We start from the raw sequence: 20304 nt of genomic DNA on the forward strand, positions 1-20304 counted from the left end.
AGAACTCGGGGTTGCACCAAATGTGGTGGTTGTGGCGGCGATGTTCAAGCAGTTCTTGTGTCACGCTCCCGTGAGTCGGGCAAGGGCATCGTCCATGGCCTTGGCGGGCAGCTCGATCAGCCTGGGCGCCTCGGTGAAGAGCAGCGCCGCCGTCACCTCGCGGCCCTGATAAAGCGGCTTCAGCAGCGCGCGGTAGAGCGCAAGCTGCAGCACATAGGCCGGCGGCACTTCGCCCAGGCTCGCCGGCGCCGGCCGGTTGGTCTTGTAGTCGACGATCGAGACCTTTTCCGCAGTGACGGCCAGCCGGTCGATCTTGCCGGAGATGGAGCGCAGCTTGCCCTTGACCTCCAGGCTGCCCATGACCGCGACTTCCGCTCGTGAAGACGGCGAGAACAGCGCGCCAAACCCTTTGTCGGAAAGGATCGAAAGCACCGCCTCCAGCGCTTTGCCGCGCTCCGCCGCCGGCCAATCAGCGCCGGCGCGCGCCAGATAGCGTTCCGCAGCACTTCGCCTTTCGTCCTCGGCGATCCCGGGCAGCATCTGCAGCAGCTTGTGCAGCGCCAGCCCGCGCATCACCGCGAACCCAGGCTCAGCCTCAGCGTCGAGCACCGGCGAGCGCGTGTCGGGGGTGGCTTCGCTCGCTTCGTCGATCAGCGCCGAGGCACCGGAGGGTGACAGCGGTCGCGGCAGCTCCTCATAGGGCGGCAGCGGCCGGAACAGGCCGTCCGGCAGCGGCGCGGCATGCTCCGATGGTGCCGTCTCGTCCGCTCCGGTGAGCGCCACCGGCGGCAGCTTCGTCAGATGGAAGCGATGCACCGCCATCTCGGCCGTCGCCGGATGCCGGCGCTCCGCGCTTTCCGGCGCACCGAGCAGCGCCCGGCTGACGATCGAATGCCAGGTTCCCGTGCTCGGCGCCCGCTTGCCGTGATAGCCGCAGACGATCAGCCGGTCCTCGGCACGCGTCATGCCGACATAGAGCAGCCGCCGGTATTCGTCGTCGGCAAGCTCGCGCGCCCGCGCCGAAGCCGCCCGCGAAACACCGTTGGCGACGTCGCTGGCCGAGCGCCAGAGATAGCCCTTGCCCCTCCATTGCGTGCCGGAGCTTTCGAAGGCCATCAGCCGCGGCAGGTGCTGGTCGCTGAACGGCGCCGAGCCGCCATCGACCAGGAAAACGACCGGCGCCTCCAGGCCTTTCGCTGCATGCACGGTCATGACGCGCACCTCGTCGCGCGTCTGGTCCATCTCGCGCTTGATCTCGGGACCGGCGTTTTCGAGCGTCGAGAGGAAGGATTCCAGCCCCGGCAGGCCGATGCGCTCCTCAGCCAGGCAGAAGCTCAGGAATTCGTCCAGGATGTCGCCGGCTTCCGGCCCGAGCCGCGCCGTCATCGTGCGGCGCAGGCCATCGCGCGCCAGCGCGGCGGCGTAGAATTCGAACACCGGCTTGAAGGCGACCTCGTTGGCCCAGCTGTCGAGCCGGCTAACGACGGCGGCCAGTGCCTCGTCCCCAGCCGCACGCTGCCGAAGCGAGGCGATCAGCGATTGCCCCTTGGGTCTCTCGCCGGCGACCATCAGCAAGGTCTCCTCGGACACCTCGAAGATCGGGCTGCGCAGCACTGCGGCCAGGGACAGATCGTCCTCCGGCTGGATCAAGAAATGGCCGAGCGCGATCAGGTCCTGCACGGCGATATGGCCGGGCAGGCTCAGCCTGTCGGCGCCGGCGACCGGGATCTGCCGGTTCTTGAGGCTGCGCGAGAGCGCATGCACGAAGCGGTCGCGCTTGCGCACCAGGACAAGGATGTCGCCGGCCGTCAGCTTCCGGCCCTTGCCTTCGATGATCTCGCCATTGCGCAGCCAGTTCTGGATGGTCGTGGCCACGTGCTCCGCCACCCGCACGGCCGGCGCGCTGGCGTGGTTGACCGGCAAGGTCCAGTCGTCCGGCTCCTCGACCATTTCGGCGCCGATCGAAGGCCACACCTCGACATAGCCAGGCGCGTCGGTGCGGATCGCCTTGTGGCTTAGCGGATCGGGATCGTGACTGATGCCGCGCCGCACGCCCGGTTCGGCAAAGACGCGGTCGACGGCGGCAAGCACGTCGTCGCTCGAACGGAACGACCAGGTGAGCTTGAGGTCGGCGAAAGAGGCTTCGGCGTCGCGCACGCGCCCGGCAAACAAAAGCCGGCTCTCGGCAAAGGAATCGGGTGCAGCGCCCTGGAAGGAATAGATCGACTGTTTTTCGTCGCCGACGGCGAAGACCGTGCGCTTGACCGCCTCACGCTGGCCGAGGCCGGCGAAGAACTCTTCCGTCAGCTTCTTCACCACCTCCCACTGGTCCGGGCTGGTGTCCTGCGCCTCGTCGAGCAGGATGTGATCGATGCCCTGGTCTAGCTTGAATTGCACCCATGGCCCGGCATCCGGCCGCGACAACAGGCTGACGGTGCGGGTGATGAGATCGTTGAAGTCGAGGAAGCCCCGCCCGCGCTTCAGTTGCTCGTAGCGGGCGATCAGCCAGCCGGCGACGGTGAGCGCCGCGGCCGTGCCTTCGAGCATGCGGAACAGCGCCAGCCGGTCCGACACATCGAGGATCGCCTTGGCTGCCGCCAGATAGCGCTCCGGCAGGTCAGGCAGCCGGTCGACCAACGCCCTCTTGAAGATTTTGGGCGGGTCGTAAGGGTCGCCGTCGGAGCGCAGGAACGCCTTGGCAAGCAGCCGCAGCCGCCGGATCGGATCGGCCTCGGCAAAGGCGCCCCGCGCGTAAGGCAGCAAATTGTTCAGGACTTGCCGTGCGTCAGCCGCTTCGGCGGCGCGGGCGAATTCGCCGAACTGGCCGGGTGCGAAGCCAGGCAGCGGCCAGACGGACGCGGCGATGTCCTCGGCCGTCTGCCCGGGCCTGAAGCCGAATTCGGCGAAGAGCGGCCCGAAATCCCGGTCCTTGCCGAGCTTTTGGATGAAGCCGCGCAAGTCGTCGCGCTTGCCGACGATCTCGGAGAGCAGCATGTCGAGCCCGAATTCGCCGCCGCGCTCCAGCACCGTCGCAAAGGCCTCCGCCAGGCCTTCGACGCCGGCGCCCGCACCCGAGATCATGTCGCGGCGGGCGTCGGCGAACAGCGAGGCCTCCATCGGCGGATCGAGCATCTCGAAATGCGCCGGGATGTTGGCCTCGAGCGGGAACTGATGCAGCACCGATTCGCAGAAGGCGTGAATGGTTTGGATTTTTAGGCCGCCCGGCGTCTCGAGCGCCTCGGCGAACAATCGGCGCGCACGCCGCATGGTGTCGCGGTCGGCGCCGCGCCCGTCGAGCGCGGCGATCCTGACCGCGAGTTCGGCGTCGGGAAGCGCCGTCCATTCCGACAGGGTCGAGAACACGCGGTTCGACATGTTGGCGGCGGCGGCGCGCGTATAGGTGAGGCAGAGGATCTTCGACGGATCGGTGCCGTTGAGCAAAAGCCGGATGACGCGCTGCGCCAGCACATGCGTCTTGCCGGACCCGGCATTGGCCGAGACCCAGGCGGAATTCTGCGGATCGGAGGCGCGGGCCTGGCTGGCGGCGGTATCGGAGGGGATCGGATATCTCATCCTTCCGCCTCGTCCTCGCTGGCGCCGCCGGCCGACCATTCTAGCACCCGTGCCAGATGATCGTAGTCGCCATCGGCTTCGCCTTCGCGGAACGGCAGCGCACGCGACAGATAGCCGGTGGTCGGGTCGGCATAGTGGAAGAGCAGCCGCTCCAGCCGCGCCCAGGCTTCCTCGGCAAGCTCGTTGGCGGTCTTCGGCTTGCGGTTATATTCGAGGATCGATTCCTCGAAAACCTCGCCATTCGGCTTCAGCCGCACGAAGGCAAGCTGCGAGGGCTCGCAAATGCCGAGCTCCTTGAAGGCGCCGCGTCTGAGCAGCGCGCCTTCGAGCGCCAGTTGCGGCGACAGAAGCGTGTGCGCCTGCGCTTTCGAGGGCGAGGAACCGGTCTTGTAGTCGAGGATATCGGCCATGCCGCCGGCGAGCAAGTCGACGCGGTCGGCATAGCCGGAGAGCGTGACGCCGGTACGGCCGACGACGGTCTTTTCGGCGCGCTCCTCGGCAAAGCGCCGGGCGACGGCCTCGGCGCGGGTATGTTCCCATTCGATGATGTTTTCGGCGAGCTTTTCGAAGCGCGGCCACCATACCGCTTCGATATCGGGCGGAAGTGCTGCGTCGGCAAAGGAGATGCGGCCGGCCTCGATCAGGCTTGCCAGCGCGCCCGGCGCCCTTGGGTCCTCCACCCGCCGCGAGAACAGATGCAGGATTTCGTGGAACAGCGTGCCGCGCTCGGCAGCGCCCGGATCGCGGATCAGCGGGTCGAGCGGCATCAGGCCGAGGATACGCCGGGCATAGATCGCATAGGGGTCGCGACGCAGCGTTTCGATCTCGGTGACCGAGAAATGCTGCGGCCTGAGCCGTAGCGGCGGTTTTGGTTGCGGGCGCGCCGCGAAGTCTTTCCTGTCACCGGCGTCCAACGCGCGCGCCCAGCCAAGCAGCGCGTCGCCGCGCCGGCTAAGCGCCGTCGCCTGGTCCTTGCCGATGAAGGTCAGGATGCGCTGCAGCCAGCGCGACGGCACCGCCGGCGCGTCGCCGGATCGCGCCGAACGCGTCAGCACCACCGTTTCAGTACCCATTGCCATCTGGAAGTCATGCGCGGCCAGGCCGATGCGCCGCTCCGGCGGCTCGAGATCGATGCCGGTCTTCATCAGCCGCGACATGAAGCGGTCGCTCTCCGGCTTGCGCGGCCATACGCCTTCATTCAGCCCGCCGATGACGAGCGTGTCGACGCTCTGCAGCCGGGCTTCCAGCGCGCCCCAGATGGCGATGTTGCGGTCGGTGCCTTGCGCCGGCTTGACCGTTTCCGGTGCGATCAGCGCCTCCATTACGTCGGGCCATTCGCTCGCCGCGAAGGTGAAGGGCGAGGATGCGGCGACCAGACCGCGCAGCAGCTCGGCAAGCTTCTCGCCGGCATCGCCGGCATAGAGTTCGGTCAGGCTGCCGTCGGCCGCGCGGCCAAGACTTTCCAGCGCCACGACGTTCGCCCGGGTCAATGTCGCGATATCGGCGCCCTGCTCGCCGCGCGTTGCCGTAAGGTGCGAGATCGCATTAGCAAGACGGCCAAGCACATTCCGCGCCTGCTCGATGCCGCGCACGCTAAGGCGCGAAAACCAGAAGGGCTGGCGGGTGTCTCCGCTCAGGTCCGCGAGCCGCGTCTCGAAAAGCTCGCCGAGCGATGCGACATCGGGACGACCCGTGCCGCCGCGCAGCGCAACCAGCTCGATCAATTCGGCCGCCTTGCGCACGATCTGGCGTTCGAGGCCGAGGCCAAGCAACGGATGCTTGAGCAGCGATAATAGACCCACCGGATCGCCGGGCCGGAACGCGGCGTTCAGTGCGAGCCTGAGCAGGCTGGCGGCCGGCGTGTTGGACAACGGCGCGCCGCCGGAATCGTCGGCGACGACGCCGAAGCGCAGGAGCTCCGCCGAGACGCGCCGCGCCAGCGCCCGGTCGCCGGTGACGAGCGCCGCACGCTTGCCGGGCAATTCCACGGCGCGCTTTAGCGCGATCGCGATCGCCACCGCTTCGTCGCGCTCGTTGGCGGCCTCTACCAGCGTCACGCCGGCCAGCGCCTGTTCGACATCATTTGCCGCGAAACGTGGTCGTGTCTCCGTCCAGCGCTCGGTGGTCTCGGCCGGCCGCAGCGCCTCGCCGACAAGGGCCGAGCGCAGTGCAAGCGGCTTCGCCGCCGCGCCGACTTCCTCGACATCGCGGCGCGGGATGCCGATGCCGCCGATCAGCTTGGCGAGACCATATTGCGGGTGGCCGAGCGTCGCGGGTCGCGCGCCGGGCGCCGAAATCGCCGCGAAAGACGCGTCGTCGAGCTCGCGGTCGAGTCCGGGCAGCACGACGGCGCCGTTGGGCAGGCCGGCGATCACGCCAAGCAGTTCGGCGGTCGCGGGAATGGAGCCGGTCGAGCCGGCGGCGATCACCGGCCCGACCGGCGGATTGCGCTTCAGCCGCGCCGCCTCCAGCCGGATCAGCGCGCTGCGGTGCGCGGCCGGATTGGAGCGATGGCGCTCCTTCAGCAACTCCGGCCAGTTGTCGTTGACGATGCCGAGGAAATCGAGTGTCACCTGCCACCAGCCGGCAAGGTTGCCGGTGACCAGCGTTGCGAGCTTGGCCCAGTCCGTGCCCTCGGTTTCGATCTCGTCCATCAGGCGGGCAAGATCGCGCGCCAGCCAGATGGCGTCAGCGGCCGAGGTCGGCACGACGAATTCCTCGTTGAACCGCTCCCTGACATGCGCCGGCAGGCTTTCCTTCCAGGCACGCACCAGCGGCGCCAGCAACAGCAGCCGCTCCTGCGCCGCTATCGGCGGGGCGAGATCGATGGCGGGTGCGGTTTCTGCATCGAAGGCGGCTTCATCCTCGTCGAACTCGCCGAGCGGCCGCACCGTCGGCAGGATCGCCGAGCGCCTGCCCCCTCCCGATTCAGCAAGCGTGTCGACGAAGGCGCCGCGCAGGGCGCGTGCCGCGCGGCGGGTCGGCACATAGATGGTGGCGTCGGCGAGCGCCAGCGGATCGCCGTCGAAGCGGAAGCCCGGGATCAGGCGGCCGTCGAGCAATGCCTCCGCCAGCGTCGGCAGAAACGGCGCTCCGGGCGGAATGGAAAAGACGCGGCGCGAGCCGCTCATACCGCTTTCGCTAGCGCGCCGGCGACCGCTGCTTCGGCCGCCGGAATGGCGTCAGGCGTGCCGACGGTGATCCAGCGGCCTCTCATCGCGATGCCAAACAGGCGGCCGGCGGCGATCGCCTTGTCGAAATAAACATTGAGCGAATGCGAGCCCTCCGGAGCGTCCTTGAATACGCGCGGATGGATGATCGCGGCGCCGGCATAGATCAGGCCGGCCGGATCGCCCTTCGAACGCCGCAAGGCGCCGTCCGGCGCTACCAGGAAGTCGGTGCCGACACAGTGCCCGGTTGCTGAGTCGAGATCGGTGAGCATCAGCAGAATATCCATTCTGGCAGCGTCCCATGCAAGGGCAAGGCGCTCGAGGCTGGGTTCACCGCTGTCGATCCAGAACGTGTCGGCGTTGACGATGTAGAAGGGCGCGCTGCCCAAGAGCGGCAGCGCCCTGACGATGCCGCCCGCCGATTCCAGCAGGGCTTCGCGCTCGTCGGAAATGACGATCCTCGGCGCCCGGCGGCCGGCGACATGGGCGATGATCTGCTCCGGCAGATAATGCACGTTGACGACGGCCCTGGTGACGCCGGCCGCTTCCAAGCTGTCCAGTCCCCAGTCGAGCAAGGTCTTGCCGGCGATCTTCACCAGCGGCTTCGGCATCGTATCGGTGATCGGCCGCATGCGCTTGCCGAGGCCTGCCGCAAGCACCATGGCGGTCTTCGGCTTCATGGCGAGCGTTCCTCCAGCAGGCCGTGGGCCATATAGAATCCCTTCAGACTGGCAAGCGCCGGATGCGCCAGCGCCCGCCTCAGATAATCGCGGATGCGCGGCAGGTGTTTTAGATAGTAAGGCTTGCCGTCGCGCTTTTCGAGCCGCACAAAGATGCCGAAGATCTTCGAATTGCGCTGAGCCGCCATGATCGCATAGGCCTCGGCGAAGGCCGCTTCGTCGAAGGCGCCGGCCGCGCGCCGCGCGGCGACATAGGCCTCGACCGTCCGCCGCTCGACCTCTGGCGAGACGGTCACGCGCGCATCCATGGCTAAAGAGGCGACGTCATAGGCGGCCGGCCCGATCAGCGCGTCCTGGACGTCGACGATGCCGAGCCGGTCGAGGCCGGAGCGCTCGCCGCGCCAGATGATGTTGGGCGAATGGAAGTCGCGCAGCATCAGTGTGTATTCTTGGCCCGCAAGCCGGTCGAGCAAGGCGTTCCATTCCTTGTGGTAGCCGGCTCGCAATTCATCGCTTGCCGGCTTGCCCGTGATCCACGGCACATACCAGTCGACCAAAAGATCGGCCTCGATCAGCATCGCCTCGCGGTCGAAGGGCGGCACCTCGTGGAACACGCCCGGCGCTGCTTCCATGCGATCCGGCCAGGCCTTGCCATGCATCATGGCGAGCAGTTCCGCCGCCGCTTCATAGCGTTCGGCGATGGGGTGGCCGTCGCTGCCCAAAAATCCTTCCGAGCCGAGATGTTCGAGCAGCAGAAAGCCCTGGTCGAGATCCTGGGCATGGATCGCCGGCACGCTGACGCCGGCGGCAAGCAGCGCCCGGTCGATGGCGACGAAGGCGGTGACGGATTGGGCCGTATGGGCGATCACCGCATAGGGCTTGCCGTCGCGCACCGGCGGCCCGAGCACGAGGCGGGGCGAGTTCATCAGCACGCGCGGCGCCTGGCCGGGACGCGAGACGATTTCGTAGGAGCGGGCGGACGCATCGCCGACGAAATGACGGCGGCTCGCTTCGCCCCATCCGGCGGTGGCCAGAAAATCGCGCATCGCGAGCGAGCGCGTCATCCGCTCGAACGAGGATCCTTGTCCCGAGATGGTTGCCGACCGACCCGCGCCCTGCTCGGCAAGCTCGACCTCGAGCGCATTTGCCGGCAGCCGGTCTCCGGCCCGCTCCGGCCATTCGATGAGCGCGGCGCCCTGCGCCAGCGCGTCGTCGAGGCCGAGCTCGTCCAGCTCGTCCGGCGAGGAGAGGCGGTAGAGGTCGAAATGATGGACGGGTATCCGCGTCTCGTAGCTCTGCACCAGCGTGAAGGTCGGGCTCGGCACTTCGAGACCGGCATCGTCGGCGAGCGCCCGGATGAGCGCCCGGGCCAGCGTCGACTTGCCTACGCCGAGATCGCCTTTGAGCGCGATCGCGTCGCCTGTCCGCAGCGCCATGGCGAGGTCTTCGCCAAGCCTTGCGGTCGCCGCCTCATCGGCGAGAAAACGTTCCAGAACGGTCTTTGCCAAAGCGCGCTACTCGGCCGCTTCGCGGATGCCGCCCGACGGCGTGTCGGGGAAGGTGCAGATGACCGTGGTGCCTTTGTTCATGCCGGTCTCGATGCGCACGGTGCCGCCATGCAATTCGACGAAGCTCTTGACGATCGACAGCCCGAGCCCGGCGCCGCGCCGGCGGCCGCCATTGGCGCGCGGCTCGAAGCGGCGGAAGACCGATTCCAGCACGTCCGGCGGCATGCCGGGTCCGTCGTCGTGGACGGAGAACTCGACCCCTCCCGTCAACTGACGGCAGGTGAGCGTGATCGTGCTCGCCTCCGGCGCATAGTTCGCGGCGTTGCTCAACAGATTGTAGAGGATCTGGCGGACACGGATCTCGTCGCCATGGAAGCTCTTTGGCGCCGTCGCCGCGTCGACCCTGAGCTTGATCTGGTGCTCCTCCAGCCGGTCGGCGACCAGCTCGGCGGCCGCCGCGATGGTCCTGTCGATGCTCATCTCGGAAATGTCGAGCTGCATGATGCCGGCATCGACCGTCGCCAGGTCCAGTATGTCGTTGACGATGGTGAGCAGCACCGAGGACGACGAGCCGACATGCTCGACATATTCGCGCTGCCTCGGTGTCAGCGGTCCCGTCGTCGGTAGCGACAAGAGCTCGGTGAAGCCGATGATGTTGGTCAGCGGCGAGCGCAACTCGTAGGAGACATGCTGCACGAACTCGTTCTTCAACTGGTCGGACTTCTCCAGCGCCTCGTTCCTGTCCTTCAGCGCCCGCTCGACATTGACGGTGTCGGTGACGTCGACGAAGGTCATCATCACCTGGCCGTTGGGCAGGTGGATCACGGCATAGCTCAGCACCGTGCCGTTGACCAGTTCGGTCTGGCCGCGGCGGTCGCGGCGCTCGTCGTCGAAGCCGGTGATGGCGGCGACGAAGCCGCTCCAGGGACTGTCGGGTGCGCGCTGGTCGCAAAGATCGCGGATCGCCGAGACATGGACGTTGGGCTTGATCGCCTCCGCCTGCAGCCCCCACAGGGTGACGAAGGCCGGGTTGGACAGGCGAAGCCGTCCGTCCGGCCCGAACACCGCCACGCCTTCCGCCAGATTGTCCAGCGTCTCGCCTTGCACGCGCACGGCGGTCTGATAGCGGCTTTCGAGATCGATCTTCTCGGTCAGGTTCTCGAATACCCAGGTGACGCCGCCCTTGGGCTGCGGATTGGCCACCACGCGGATCGTCTTTCCGTCCGGCAGGTGCCACCAATGTTCCTGTGATTCGACGGCTCGATAGGCACCGAGCAGGTTCTCCTTCCAGCGCCGCCATTCGGGCTGCTCGGCGATCTTGCCTTCGCTGCGCAGCCGGTCGAGCAGCAAGGCGTTGTCGGGCGCGCTGTGCAGGAAACCGCTGTCGAGGCCCCACAGCTTCTGGAATGCCTGGTTGAAGAAGCGCAGCTTCTCGTCCGTATCGAAGATCGCCACGGCCGTGTTGAGCTGGTCGAGCGTGTCGGCATGGCTGCGCACGGTCCGCTCATATTCGGCGCGGATCGTCTCGATAGCGCTGATGTCGCAGGCCAATCCCGCCGAGCTATCGGCGTTGGCGAAGTCGGTGACCGAAAACATGCGGCGATCGCCCTCGATCACCGTCGACAGCGTTTGCTCGAAGACGGGACGCGACTTGTGCTGCTCGGCGATTTGCTCACGCGCCTGTCCGCCGAGGAACTCCTTCGCTTCGCGCACCGCGGCGCCTGCGCTTTCCGCTTCCACCGCCTCGGCATAGGCGCGGTTGACCCAACTCAGCCGCCCGTCGGCCGAGCGCAGCCATGCCGGCATCTTCAGCGCGTCGAGCAGGCCGAGCATGGTGTCGTAGTCGGCGCTGAGCCGCTGGTTTTCGATCTTCAGCCGGGCCTGGCTGCGCAGCGTTTCCGACAGCGAGATGAAGCGGACCAGCACATGCGCGGCGCTCTTGCGGCCATGCACCTCCAACGGCATGCCTGCCTGCGTCTCGACGACGAGGTCGAAGGCCTTCGACCTGTCGCGGAGCGCAGCTATGGCGTTCTCGAGCGCCGCGGCCGAGCGCGGCATCAGCCAGCGGCCGAAGGCGAGGAAGGCGGACCTCTCGTCCGGCGCCCCGCTTTCCAGCGGCAGGCTGCCGATCAGCTCCGGCTTCTTGTTCTCGGAAGACCAGACGACGACGCGCTGGTCACGCAAATTGAGCAGGGCCTCAGAACGCTGCAGGGCCGCGTTCACATCGGCGATGCGGGCTCTAAGCTCGGTATTTTGCGCCGAAGTGCGCGCCCGCTCGCGGATCAGGAAGATGGCCGAGACAAGGGCCGCGCCCATGACGCCGACGAACATGGCAAGCTGCATGACTTCGACGGTGCTGACCGCCGGGGCCGCCCTCTGCGCGATGCCGGTGTCGGCATGCGCCGCAAGGCCAAGCAACGAGCCCGAAAGTGCGGAGGCGGCAAGAAGCCTGCCGAGGCGAACGCCGGCGCGCCACGGAAAACCGCCGCCTGACGCGGCGCAGCCGGTACCGATCGAATCCTCGTGGCCGCCGGAAACGGCCTTTCCCGCGCGTGGCGGGTTATCCCCCGGCATGTCTTGGTCCTCTTCGCCGCTTGAATGCAAGACCGCCCTGAATGCGTTCCCGGCCCAACTGTCCCCGGACCGCGAATCACAACAATAACGCCTGCCGGAATCGGCGTGAAGAATCATGGGCGCAAAAAATGAAGCCGGGTGGAAAGTCAACACCCGGCTTCAATATATTGTAGATATTTTCGCTTTGGTTAATAGCGGTAGTGTTCCGGCTTGTACGGACCCTGCGGCGTCACGCCGATATAGGCGGCCTGTTCACCCGACAGCTCGGTGAGCTTGGCGCCAAGCTTGTCGAGATGCAGCCGCGCCACCTTCTCGTCGAGGTGCTTGGGCAGCACATAGACCTGGTTCTGGTACTGGCCATGCTTGGTGAAGAGCTCGATCTGCGCCAGCACCTGGTTGGTGAACGAGGCCGACATGACGAAGCTCGGATGGCCGGTGGCGTTGCCGAGGTTGAGCAGCCGGCCTTCGGACAGAAGGATCATCCGCTTGCCGTCCGGGAAGGTGATCATGTCGACCTGCGGCTTGACGTTGGTCCATTTCAGGTTGCGCAGCGAGGCCACCTGGATCTCGTTGTCGAAGTGGCCGATGTTGCCGACGATCACCATGTCCTTCATCGCCCGCATATGGTCGAGCGTGACGACGTCCTTGTTGCCGGTGGTGGTGATGACGATGTCGGCGGTGGGCGCCGCGTCTTCCAGCGTGACCACCTCGAAGCCGTCCATCGCCGCCTGCAGGGCACAGATCGGGTCGACCTCGGTCACCTTGACGCGGGCGCCGGCGCCGCGCAGCGAGGCCGACGAGCCCTTGCCGACGTCGCCATAGCCGCAGACCACGGCGACCTTGCCGGCCATCATCGTATCGGTGCCGCGACGGATGCCGTCGACCAGCGATTCCTTGCAGCCGTATTTGTTGTCGAACTTCGACTTGGTGACGGAATCGTTGACGTTGATCGCCGGGAAGGGCAGCAGGCCCTTCTTCTGCAGCTGGTAGAGACGGTTGACGCCGGTGGTCGTCTCCTCGGTGACGCCGCGGATCGCTTCCCTCTGCTTGGCGAAGAAGCCCGGCGAAGCCTTCATGCGCTTCTTGATCTGGGCGAACAGGATCTCTTCCTCCTCGCTGCCCGGATTGGACAGCACGTCCTCGCCGGCCTCGGCGCGCGCGCCGAGCAGGATATACATGGTGGCGTCGCCGCCATCGTCGAGGATCATGTTTGAGGTGCCGCCGTCGGCCCACTGGAAGATCCTATCGGTGTAGTTCCAGTAGTCCTCGAGCGTCTCGCCCTTGATGGCGAACACTGGAATGCCCGCCTCGGCGATCGCCGCGGCGGCGTGGTCCTGGGTCGAGAAGATGTTGCAGGAAGCCCAGCGGATGTCGGCGCCCAGCGCCTTCAGCGTCTCGATCAGCACCGCTGTCTGGATCGTCATGTGCAGCGAGCCGGTGATGCGCGCGCCCTTGAGCGGCTTCTTGTCGCCGAACTCCTCGCGGCAGGCCATCAGGCCCGGCATTTCGGTTTCGGCGATCTCGATCTCCTTGCGGCCCCAGCCGGCAAGCGAAATGTCGGCGACCACATAGTCCTTGCTACCCGTCATGGCAGTGCTCCGGTGTGATTGTCTCAAAAAGCGCGCCGGCGCCGGGACGGCGCATGGAGGGGCGCGGATTGCCGGCCTGACTAGCAGATCGGCCGCCAAACGACAATGGGATATAAAGAAATCTTTATTCGTGCATGTCTTTACATCAATGCATGTCGCCCAAAAGTGTCCGGCGGTTTTGGGATAACGACATGCATTTGAACCGGGTCCTGCTCATGAGCGATGAACAGACACGCGCGTCAGATGCCATTCAGCCTCGCGACCGACCCGCGATCCTGGATTATGTGAACATCACGGTCGCGGCAAGGATGCGGGCTGCTTCGCCAAGCTCAAGCTGGGGCACTGCGCGCAGAGGCCAACCCGTGTTGCCTACCTGGTGACTTCAAACAAGGCCCACATGCCGGCGGCGAAGTGTTTCGGCTGATTGCAGATCAACAGATACTTGCCCGGTTCCAGGGTCACCGTCAGTTTGCCCGATTTGCCCGGCTTGAGCTCGGGAACCTCCCCCCTGGCGTCAGCCTTGCTTTCGTCCGCCTTGGCGTCGCTCCCGACATAGGGAAGCGGTTGCGCCGGATCCTTTAGATGTATGACGACCATCTCATGGACGGTATCCTTCGAGGTGTTGGTGACCTCGAACGATACGGCGCCGGCCGGGGCGCTGGATCGCGACGCTCTCACTCCCATCGTCGCCTTTGACAAATCGAGGCCCGGAGCCTGGTAAGCCATGCCGGTCCCCATCGCCATTCCCGCGCCTTGGTCCCAAAGCCGAACATCTACCGCTGTTGCCGCCGACGCTGCGGTCGACGACAAGCCAATCGCCATCGCCGCCGCAAACGCGACGTTTCCAAGGTGTGCCATTGGATTTCTCCGATTTAAAGAGCGCCTTGCCCTGAATGTTGCCGCTCCTTCAAGCGGCCCTGCGGCGAGGCTTGCTCTATTGTGGGCGTTTCCTACCCTGCTGTAAGGTCAACGCGTGTTCCGGCCCGGTTAGTCCCGAGCTGCTCTCTCACATTTGACGCCCACGTCCTGCCGGACATGACGGCCTGGCCTTGCTGCCGTGCTGGATCGTAGCGGCGCGAGAACTCGGCCAACGAGATCGCCCATAGGTGCCTCGCCCCGCATAAAGCCAAAAACTTGCTCGTCAGATTTCCTCGCCGAAACGCGAGGCGACCAGCTGCTCCAACGCGTCCATGGCCGGCGCGGCTTGCGGGCCGGTGGCGGTGACGCGGATCGAATAGCCGGGGCTTGCCGCCAGCATCATCAGACCCATGATCGAGGTGCCGCCGACCTTCACGCCGTCCTTCTCGACATGGATGGTGGCATCGAATCCGCTGGCGACCTGGACGAATTTGGCCGAGGCGCGGGCATGCAGGCCGCGCTGGTTGACGATCGGCAGCTCCCGCACCACCTCGTCCTTCTCCGACGCATGGGCGTTCATTTGCTGCTCAGAAGCTGGCTGGCGACGTTGATGTATTTGCGGCCCGCGGCCTGCGCCTCGTCGAGCGCGGCGGCCATGTTGTCGCCCTTGCGGACCGAGGAGAGCTTGATCAGCATCGGCAGGTTCATGCCGGCGATCACCTCGGTGCGGCCGGAATCCATGACAGAGATGGCGAGGTTGGAAGGCGTGCCACCGAACATGTCGGTGAGCACGATGACGCCGGCCCCGGTATCGACGCGCGCGACCGCGTCGACGATGTCGGCCCGGCGCTTCTCCATGTCGTCGTCGGCGCCGATCGCGACCGTTTCGAAATTGTCCTGTGGCCCCACCACATGTTCTACGGCATGCCGGAACTCGGTGGCGAGTTGACCGTGCGTCACGAGCACGAGTCCGATCATTCTTTGGTGGCTCCCGTCATCGCCGCTTTACAGGCGTATCTTATGTTCGCCGGCCATTCCAGGCGGCGGGAGCGCTATCTTGTCGACGCACGGCCGGTTGACAAGCCCAAAATTGCGACGGCCCGGGCCATTTTGACGCATTGCAGCAAAAAACCCGGACCGGATCATGAAAAAGGCGGTATTGACAGCCGCGCCATCACGGCCGGCAACGCCGTGGCGGCGTTGCGCTCGGCAAGATCGATGCGCGGCACCGCGCAGCCCGCGACCGGCTCGCTGATCTCTTCCTGGAAACGAGCCATTTCTTCCTTCGGCACCAGCCGGATATGGAGGTCGATCACGCCGCCCGGCTCGAACGGCAGCCGGCACGGCATGAAGCCCGGCACTTCGGCAAGGCCGGCGATGGCGGCCGGCGCCCGGCAGACCAGCCGCCCGCCATGCGCGGCGGCAAGCAGTCTGTCGTCGCTGATCAGCCGCGAAAACAGCCCGCGGACCCGGCAATGGTCGATGAGCGTCAGCGCCAGTGTCGTCTTGCCGGCGCCGGACGGCCCGGTGATGAGGACGCCGCGCTCGCCGATGAGAACCGCGGTTCCATGGATGTTTTCAGGCTTCACGGCAGGGTCGGGCATGATCCGTGTCTTGCTATCGTGTCTGGAGATCAGCCTTCGGCCGGCAGCGTCACCACGAAGCGCGCGCCCTTGATCTCGCCGGGCTTGGTGCCGGGGATGTTTTCCGCCGTCAGCGTGCCGCCATGTGCCTCGACGATCTGGCGGCTGATCGACAGGCCTAGGCCGGAGTTCTGGCCAAAAGCCTCGCCGGCCGGCCGGTCGGTATAGAAGCGCTCGAAAATGCGGTCGATCTTTTCGGCCCTGATGCCCGGGCCGTTGTCGTCGACGGTGACGATGTTGAACTTGCCGGCGCGCGCCAGCGAGATGGTGATATGGCCGTGTTCCTCCGGAACGAAGGAGCGGGCATTCTCGATCAGGTTGGTGATGACCTGGCCGATCCTGAGGTCGTGGCCGACGACGACATAGCCTTTGACGCCCTGCGGCAGCTTGGCGACCTTGAGCTCGATCTCCACCGCCTTCTTGTTGCGCGTCGTCTCGCGCGAGACCGCGATGAGGTCGGTGACGAATTTCTTCAGATCGACCGTCGAGGCATCCTCGCGCGCCAACTCGGCGTCGAGACGGGACGCATCGGAAATGTCGGTGATCAGCCGGTCGAGCCGCCTCACGTCGTGCTGGATGATCTCCATCAGCCGCCCGCGTGAATTCTCGTTCTTGGCCAGCGGCAGCGTTTCGACCGCGCTGCGCAGCGAGGTCAGCGGGTTCTTGAGCTCGTGCGACACGTCGGCGGCGAAGCTTTCGATGGCCTCGATGCGCGCATAGAGCGCGTTGGTCATGTCGCGTACCGCGATCGACAGATTGCCGATCTCGTCCTGGCGGTCGGAGAAGTCCGGGATCTCCTCACGGTTCTTGACGCCGCGCCGCACCCGGACGGCGGCGGCGGAAAGCCGTCGCAACGGATTGGCGATGGTCGAGGCCAGAAGCATCGAGAGGATGGCGGTGACGAGGGCAGCGATGCCGAACACGCGCAGGATCGCCTTGCGCTCGGCCGCCACGATCTTGTCGATGTCGCCGCCTTCGGTGGACAGCATCAGCACGCCGAGCACGGCGCGGAAGCGCTGGATCGGCACCGCGACCGAGACGATCTGTTCGCCCTGCTCGCTCACCCGCACAATGGTCGACGGGCCGCCGGTCAGCGCCTTGACCACTTCGGGGAAGGCCGCGCCGTTGCCGCCTGGCTGCTCGTGATAGACGGGCAGGTCCTTGTTGCGGAAGAAGTCGAAGACGAATTTCTCGACGCGCTCCAAAAGGTCCGGCTGCTCGTCATCGACGGGCGGCAGGTCGTAGCGCAGGATCTGGCCGCGCGAATAAAGATGGCGAGAGTCGAGCAAAAGGTTCGCGTCGCGGTCATAGATGCGGGCGCGTGTGCGGGTCGGCGAGATCAGCCGTCTGAGCACCGGCGCCACGCGCTCGGGATTGATCGGGAAGTCGAGATTGTCGAGCTGGTCGGAACCCGGCCCCAGGCTTTCGCCGGCCTGCAGCTCGAGCAGCTTTTCCGGATCGATGCTGATCGAGTCGGTTTCGACCGTCGCCGAGGCCGCGATGGCGCCAGCGATGATCTCGCCTTGCGTCATCAGGCTTTCGACGCGGGCGTCGATCAGCCCGTCGCGGAAGGTGTTGAGGTAAAGGATGCCGGTGACCAGCACGGCGAGGCCGGCCAGGTTGAGGAACAGGATGCGCCGCGTCAGGCTGGAGAAGATGTGGTGGCCGAGGAACCGGCGCATCGGCACGGTGATCTTCGACACGAATGCGGGCACGATCCGCGGCGGGCGCCTTGTCGCGCCCGCCCGCCTGCCTCGCTCTATCTCAACTGCCATCGAATAGCAGTCCCTGTTTGGTGAATGGTGAATGGTGAATGGAAAAATGGGCGCTCAAGATAGAGCCAGGTCGTAGAGTGAGCCGCCATTCACCATTCACCATTGGCTATTCACTACATCAAGCTTCGCGGAACCGGTATCCGACTCCGTACAGGGTTTCGATCATCTCGAAGTCGTCATCGACGGCCTTGAACTTCTTGCGCAGCCGCTTGATGTGGCTGTCGATGGTGCGGTCGTCGACATAGACCTGCTCATCATAGGCCGAATCCATCAGCGCATCACGGCTTTTTACCACGCCGGGGCGCTGCGCCAGCGAATGCAGGATCAGGAATTCGGTCACCGTCAGCGTCACCGGCTCGCCCTTCCAGGTGCAGGTGTGCCGTTCCTGATCCATCACCAGCTGGCCGCGTTCGAGCGAGCGCGCCTGCTGGCTGGGCGCCTTGGCGGCCGCCTCGCGGGCGCTGGTGCGGCGCAGCACCGCGCGTACCCGCTCGACCAGCAGGCGCTGCGAGAACGGCTTGCGGATGAAGTCGTCGGCGCCCATCTTGAGGCCGAACAATTCGTCGATCTCGTCGTCCTTCGAGGTCAGGAAGATCACCGGCAGGTCGGACTTCTGCCGCATCCGGCGCAGGAGCTCCATGCCGTCCATGCGCGGCATCTTGATGTCGAGGATGGCGAGGTTCGGCGGACGCGCCGCCAAACCTTCCAGCGCCGACGCACCATCCGTGTAGGTTTCGACGCGGTAGCCTTCGGATTCGAGCGCGATCGACACCGAAGTCAGGATGTTGCGGTCGTCATCGACAAGCGCGATTGTTGCCATTTCAAGCGGCTCCCTCATGAGCGGTCCCTTCTGTCGTCGAGAAAGGGCTTTTGCAGGACAAATTGGGTACAAAATGTGGCACGGGCCCAGTCCGAAGTCACGGGTGGCCTGCCGCTACACACGATCGCACCCGTTACGGGATTGGACGAACGAAGCCTGCCAATCCTTTGGGCAACCTCTGTGACTTTTTGCACATATAAACGATTTAAACAACTTTCAAATTTTTTAAATCGATTAATGATTTGATATCATTTGGCTTTTCTGGTTCTGAACCGTATCGGTCCTATTGCGGGCTCCGGAACCCACCGGTCGAATGCGGCCAAATCCAGAGAGGAAATTTGATGTCGGAAGCCGGCAAACGCAACCCCGACTGCGCCATTGATGCGATCGGTCTGAAGACCACGGGCGCGGTGCGTTACAATTTCGGCGCCGCCGAACTCTATGAGGACGCGATCCGCCGCGGCGAGGCGAAACTGACGGCGCAGGGCGCGCTGGTTGCCGAGACCGGCCAGCACACCGGCCGCTCGCCGAAGGACAAGTTCATCGTGCGCGACGACAACACCGGCCCGCATGTCTGGTGGGACAACAACAAGGCGATCTCGCCGGCCGAGTTCGATGCGCTCTATGCCGATTTCCGCGCCCATGCGACGGCCAAGGACCTCTATGTGCAGGACCTCGTCGGCGGCGCCGATGCCGAGCTCCGGTTGCCGGTTCGGGTCGTCACCGAATTCGCCTGGCATTCGCTGTTCATCCGCAATCTCCTGATCCGTCCGCAGGCGGCCGAACTCGAACGCTTCGTGCCGGAGATGACGATCATCGATCTGCCGTCCTTCCGCGCCGACCCGGCCCGCCACGGCACCCGCACCGAAACGGTGATCGCGGTCGACCTCACCCGCAAGATCGTGCTGATCGGCGGCACGTCCTATGCCGGCGAGATGAAGAAGTCGGTGTTCACCATGCTGAACTACCTGTTGCCGGAAAAGGGCGTGATGCCGATGCATTGCTCGGCCAATGAAGGGCCCGCCGGCGACGCGGCCGTCTTCTTCGGCCTGTCCGGCACCGGCAAGACGACGCTTTCCGCCGACCCGTCGCGCACGCTGATCGGCGACGACGAGCACGGCTGGGGTCCGCAAGGCGTCTTCAACTTCGAAGGCGGCTGCTACGCCAAGACCATCAGGCTCTCGGCCGAGGCGGAGCCGGAGATCTTCGCCACCACGCAGCGCTTCGGCACGGTGCTGGAGAATGTCGTGCTCAACGCCGGCCGCGTGCCGGATTTCGACGACGGCAGCCTCACCGAAAACACGCGCTGCGCCTATCCGCTGGATTATATCCCCAATGCCTCGAGGACCGGCCGCGCCGGCCATCCGAAGAACATCATCATGCTGACCGCCGATGCCTTCGGCGTCATGCCGCCGATCGCCAGGCTGACACCGGCGCAGGCGATGTATCATTTCCTCTCCGGCTACACCGCCAAAGTCGCCGGGACGGAGAAGGGCGTCACCGAGCCCGAGGCGACGTTCTCGACCTGCTTCGGCGCGCCCTTCATGCCGCGGCATCCGTCCGAATACGGCAAGCTGCTGCGCGAGCTGATCGCCGGCCACGGCGTCGATTGCTGGCTGGTCAATACCGGCTGGACCGGCGGCGCCTACGGCACCGGCCGCCGCATGCCAATCAAGGTGACGCGCGCCCTGCTGGGTGCCGCGCTCGACGGCTCGCTCAATGCCGCCGAATTCCGCACCGACGCCAATTTCGGCTTCGAGGTGCCGGTGGCGGTTCCGGGCGTCGACGGCGCCATCCTCGATCCGCGCTCGACCTGGGCCGACAAGGCCGCCTACGACCGGCAGGCTGCGAAGCTGGTTGGCATGTTCGCGGTCAATTTCGAGAAATTCGAAAAGCATGTCGACGCAGCCATCTTGGGCGCTGCGCCGCATCTGCAGGAGGCGGCCGAATAGTGTATGTCGCCCAAAAGTGCGCAGCGGTTTTGGGCGAACGACATGCATCAGGACAAAGACTTTAGAGCGCGGCGCCCGAACCCATTTCGTCGCGACGTGTGTTAGTCGCCGTTCCTCCAGGGCCCGGCTTCCGCCGGGCCTTTTCTTTTTGCCGCCGCCGCG

13 protein-coding genes are annotated in these 20304 nt (G+C 65.7%); 1 reads left to right on the top strand and 12 read right to left on the bottom strand.

Annotated features, from left to right (window positions below; all coding sequences use genetic code 11):
• Positions 1-60: 60 nt before the first annotated feature.
• From addA to RFM40_RS05795, 12 genes are all read right to left on the bottom strand, one after another.
• A complete protein-coding gene (gene addA, locus RFM40_RS05740) occupies positions 61-3573 on the bottom strand; it encodes a double-strand break repair helicase AddA (protein ID WP_320227811.1) in 3513 nt (1170 codons plus the stop codon).
• Positions 3570-6704: a double-strand break repair protein AddB gene (gene addB / locus RFM40_RS05745; protein WP_320227812.1), complete on the bottom strand. Its 3135-nt coding sequence runs from the start codon at positions 6702-6704 to the stop codon at positions 3570-3572. Before addB ends, addA begins: the two co-directional genes overlap by 4 nt.
• Positions 6701-7423 carry a nucleotidyltransferase family protein gene (locus RFM40_RS05750; protein ID WP_320227813.1) on the bottom strand — a complete coding sequence of 241 codons (723 nt, stop codon included), beginning with the start codon at positions 7421-7423 and terminating at the stop codon, positions 6701-6703. The genes addB and RFM40_RS05750 overlap by 4 nt, the downstream gene beginning before the upstream one ends.
• Positions 7420-8931, bottom strand: coding sequence for a tRNA (adenosine(37)-N6)-threonylcarbamoyltransferase complex ATPase subunit type 1 TsaE (gene tsaE, locus RFM40_RS05755; RefSeq protein ID WP_320227814.1), 1512 nt, complete (start codon positions 8929-8931; stop codon positions 7420-7422). The genes RFM40_RS05750 and tsaE overlap by 4 nt, the downstream gene beginning before the upstream one ends.
• A gap of 6 nt (positions 8932-8937) precedes the next feature.
• Positions 8938-11505, bottom strand: coding sequence for a sensor histidine kinase (locus RFM40_RS05760; protein WP_320227815.1), 2568 nt, complete (start codon positions 11503-11505; stop codon positions 8938-8940).
• A 188-nt stretch (positions 11506-11693) separates the two neighbouring features.
• Positions 11694-13094 carry an adenosylhomocysteinase gene (gene ahcY, locus RFM40_RS05765; protein ID WP_320227816.1) on the bottom strand — a complete coding sequence of 467 codons (1401 nt, stop codon included), beginning with the start codon at positions 13092-13094 and terminating at the stop codon, positions 11694-11696.
• Between the two features lie 369 nt (positions 13095-13463).
• Entirely contained in the window at positions 13464-13838 is a 375-nt protein-coding gene (locus RFM40_RS05770) for a hypothetical protein (RefSeq protein WP_320227817.1), read from the bottom strand.
• 397 nt (positions 13839-14235) lie between these two features.
• Positions 14236-14532 carry an HPr family phosphocarrier protein gene (locus RFM40_RS05775; RefSeq protein ID WP_320227818.1) on the bottom strand — a complete coding sequence of 99 codons (297 nt, stop codon included), beginning with the start codon at positions 14530-14532 and terminating at the stop codon, positions 14236-14238.
• Complete coding sequence (locus RFM40_RS05780) at positions 14529-14930, bottom strand: PTS sugar transporter subunit IIA (protein WP_192252777.1); 402 nt, start codon at positions 14928-14930, stop codon at positions 14529-14531. The genes RFM40_RS05775 and RFM40_RS05780 overlap by 4 nt, the downstream gene beginning before the upstream one ends.
• Positions 14931-15094: 164 nt before the next feature.
• Positions 15095-15556: an HPr kinase/phosphorylase gene (locus RFM40_RS05785; RefSeq protein ID WP_320277304.1), complete on the bottom strand. Its 462-nt coding sequence runs from the start codon at positions 15554-15556 to the stop codon at positions 15095-15097.
• 29 nt (positions 15557-15585) lie between these two features.
• Positions 15586-17370 (bottom strand): sensor histidine kinase, encoded by a 1785-nt coding sequence (locus RFM40_RS05790; RefSeq protein ID WP_320275693.1) that lies wholly within the window; start codon positions 17368-17370, stop codon positions 15586-15588.
• Between the two features lie 118 nt (positions 17371-17488).
• A complete protein-coding gene (locus RFM40_RS05795; RefSeq protein WP_006201274.1) occupies positions 17489-18190 on the bottom strand; it encodes a response regulator transcription factor in 702 nt (233 codons plus the stop codon).
• A gap of 341 nt (positions 18191-18531) precedes the next feature.
• On the opposite strand from RFM40_RS05795, the gene RFM40_RS05800 reads away from it, so the two are divergent.
• Positions 18532-20142, top strand: coding sequence for a phosphoenolpyruvate carboxykinase (locus RFM40_RS05800; protein WP_320277305.1), 1611 nt, complete (start codon positions 18532-18534; stop codon positions 20140-20142).
• Positions 20143-20304: the final 162 nt, after the last annotated feature.

The organism is Mesorhizobium captivum, from assembly GCF_033977165.1.
In the GTDB taxonomy this organism is placed as follows: Bacteria; Pseudomonadota; Alphaproteobacteria; order Rhizobiales; family Rhizobiaceae; genus Mesorhizobium; species Mesorhizobium captivum.

Coding starts and splice junctions, on each gene's coding strand:
- ahcY (WP_320227816.1), bottom strand. CDS start 13,094: ATGACGGGTAGCAAGGACTATGTGGTCGCCGACATTTCGCTTGCCGGC.
- RFM40_RS05760 (WP_320227815.1), bottom strand. CDS start 11,505: ATGCCGGGGGATAACCCGCCACGCGCGGGAAAGGCCGTTTCCGGCGGC.
- addA (WP_320227811.1), bottom strand. CDS start 3,573: ATGAGATATCCGATCCCCTCCGATACCGCCGCCAGCCAGGCCCGCGCC.
- RFM40_RS05770 (WP_320227817.1), bottom strand. CDS start 13,838: ATGGCGATGGGGACCGGCATGGCTTACCAGGCTCCGGGCCTCGATTTG.
- RFM40_RS05780 (WP_192252777.1), bottom strand. CDS start 14,930: ATGATCGGACTCGTGCTCGTGACGCACGGTCAACTCGCCACCGAGTTC.
- RFM40_RS05785 (WP_320277304.1), bottom strand. CDS start 15,556: ATGCCCGACCCTGCCGTGAAGCCTGAAAACATCCATGGAACCGCGGTT.
- RFM40_RS05795 (WP_006201274.1), bottom strand. CDS start 18,190: ATGGCAACAATCGCGCTTGTCGATGACGACCGCAACATCCTGACTTCG.
- addB (WP_320227812.1), bottom strand. CDS start 6,704: ATGAGCGGCTCGCGCCGCGTCTTTTCCATTCCGCCCGGAGCGCCGTTT.
- RFM40_RS05790 (WP_320275693.1), bottom strand. CDS start 17,370: ATGGCAGTTGAGATAGAGCGAGGCAGGCGGGCGGGCGCGACAAGGCGC.
- RFM40_RS05800 (WP_320277305.1), top strand. CDS start 18,532: ATGTCGGAAGCCGGCAAACGCAACCCCGACTGCGCCATTGATGCGATC.
- RFM40_RS05775 (WP_320227818.1), bottom strand. CDS start 14,532: ATGAACGCCCATGCGTCGGAGAAGGACGAGGTGGTGCGGGAGCTGCCG.
- RFM40_RS05750 (WP_320227813.1), bottom strand. CDS start 7,423: ATGAAGCCGAAGACCGCCATGGTGCTTGCGGCAGGCCTCGGCAAGCGC.